The sequence below is a fragment of the Solirubrobacter ginsenosidimutans genome, assembly GCF_027587205.1.
The window spans coordinates 1-1,992 of record NZ_JAPDOD010000122.1 but is presented as its reverse complement, the minus strand read 5'-3'; the positions used below and the strand labels follow the sequence as shown (position 1 = coordinate 1,992).

Below are 1,992 nucleotides of genomic sequence, written 5' to 3'. Positions count from 1 at the left end.
GAGTTCGAAGGCTACGCACCACCGTCGTCGTGACACCTTCACCGTCCGCGCTGCCTCAACAGAAAGGCGGGACAAATGTGCCGCTGGCTCGCATACTCCGGCTCCCCCATCCTGCTCAAAGAGGTGCTCTACGAGGGCCCTAACTCGCTCGTCGGCCAGAGCCTGCACTCGCGAATGGGGGCCGAGCCGACCAACGGCGACGGGTTCGGCGTCGGTTGGTACGGCGCCCCCGACACGCCGGGCATGTTCCACAGCACCGAACCGGCCTGGAACGACGACAACCTCCGCGAACTCGCGGGTCACATCAGCTCGCCGTTGTTCTTCACGCATATCCGGGCGGCCATCGGCAGCGCGGTGCAGCAGACCAACTGCCACCCCTTCCGGCACAACCGCTGGCTGTTCATGCACAACGGTTACATCAACGAGTTCGCGACGATTAAGCGCGACCTCACCCTCGCGATCGATCCGTCCCTGTACCCACTGATCAGTGGCCAGGCGGACACTGAGGTGTTGTTCTATCTCGCCCTCACCTTCGGCCTCGAGAACGACCCGCCGGCGGCGGTCGAGCAGGCGATCGGGCTCGTCGAAGCGGTCGCCGCTCGCCACGGGGTGCCGCATCCGTTCCAGGGCACGATCGCGACCAGCGACGGCGAGAGCATCTGGGCGTTCCGGTACTCCAGCGAGCACAAGTCGCGCTCGCTCTTCTACACCACCGACGTTCCGACGCTGCGCAAGCTCTACCCCGGGCGGGAACTTTTCCGGGAGTTCTCCGACGACGCGCGGCTGATCGTCTCCGAACCCCTGGGCGACGTCGCCGGCGTCTGGAACGAGGTGCCCGAATCCACCTACGGGATCGTCGGCCCAGACCACGCCGAGATGCGGCCCTTCCAACCCAAGGCGCCGACAACCCAAGTGCCGGTCCGCGCGTGACGCAGCCACCTGCCAGCTGAGGAGCAGCGAATGCTCACCGAGGATGGCGAGACGCAGGTCGGGCGCGTGAAGAGATCCCGCGCGCAGGCAGCACGGCACGTCCAGACGTTGCGCCAACGCAGCACGCTGGTCGACGCCGCACTGGAAGCAGGCGATCTCGACCGGCGCCGGGCCGGATCACTGCTGGCCGGCGGGATCGCGTTCCGCATCTTTCTCTGGCTGTTGCCGGCGGCGCTGGCCGCCGCCGCGCTGATCGGCCTCGTGCGGCCCACCGGCGGCGCCTCACCCGAGCGCGTCGCCAAATCGCTCGGCCTCGCCGCCTCAGTCGCGAGCACGGTGGGACAGGCCACGCGCCAGTCCGATCAGAGCGCCGCCACGCTGCTGGCGATCGGTCTCGTGTTGATGCTGTCGGCGTCGATGAGCCTTGTGAAGGCGCTGCGGATCGCGCACGTGCTGGCCTGGGAAGAGCCCGTTGGCCGTCCCACGCGCTTGCCGCGCGACGCCGTGATCTGCTCCGCGGCGATCGGCGCTCTGGTCGCGACCGAGACCCTGGTCACGTACCTCAGACACCAAGACGGGGCCCCGTCGCTGCTCCTGATCCTTGCGTCCTTCGCGATCAGCGGCGGCTGCTGGCTCGGCCTCTCGCTGCTACTTCCCCACGCCGACGCGAAGTGGCGCGCGCTCCTGCCGGGCGCCGCGCTGTTCGCGATCGGCTACGCCGTGCTGCATATCGCGACGCAGTACTACTTCGCGCCGAAGCTGACCAGAGCCCCCGCGCTCTACGGCTCCCTCGGGACCGCCGCGACACTGCTGCTTGCGATCTTCCTGATCTCACGCATCATCGTGGCGTCGGCGTTTCTCAACGCAACCCTCTGGCGCCGAAACGGAACACCGGATGAGTTCGTGCCATCGGGATGATGACGCGTGAGTAGATCGTCCTTAGGTTCGCGGTACCCAACCGAATTGGAGGAAACCGCGATGGCCACTATCGCCGGCGATGCAACCAGGACGCCTGTGCCCACTGCGATCACGACACCGTCGAGCGTGAAGGCCGGGATCGGG

At 67.5% G+C, this 1,992-nt stretch carries 2 protein-coding genes; both read left to right on the top strand.

The window, feature by feature from the left end:
* Positions 1-75 precede the first annotated feature (75 nt).
* Positions 76-930 (top strand): class II glutamine amidotransferase, encoded by an 855-nt coding sequence (locus OM076_RS44420; protein WP_270046728.1) that lies wholly within the window; start codon positions 76-78, stop codon positions 928-930.
* Positions 931-960: 30 nt separating this feature from the next.
* The gene (locus OM076_RS44415) at positions 961-1,848 is read left to right on the top strand and encodes a YhjD/YihY/BrkB family envelope integrity protein (protein ID WP_270046726.1); all 888 of its coding nucleotides are present in this window, start codon (positions 961-963) and stop codon (positions 1,846-1,848) included.
* Positions 1,849-1,992 lie beyond the last annotated feature (144 nt).

Bases quoted from the DNA above. Each gene is read 5' to 3' on its own strand.
- OM076_RS44415 (WP_270046726.1), top strand. From the start codon at position 961: ATGCTCACCGAGGATGGCGAGACGCAGGTCGGGCGCGTGAAGAGATCC.
- OM076_RS44420 (WP_270046728.1), top strand. From the start codon at position 76: ATGTGCCGCTGGCTCGCATACTCCGGCTCCCCCATCCTGCTCAAAGAG.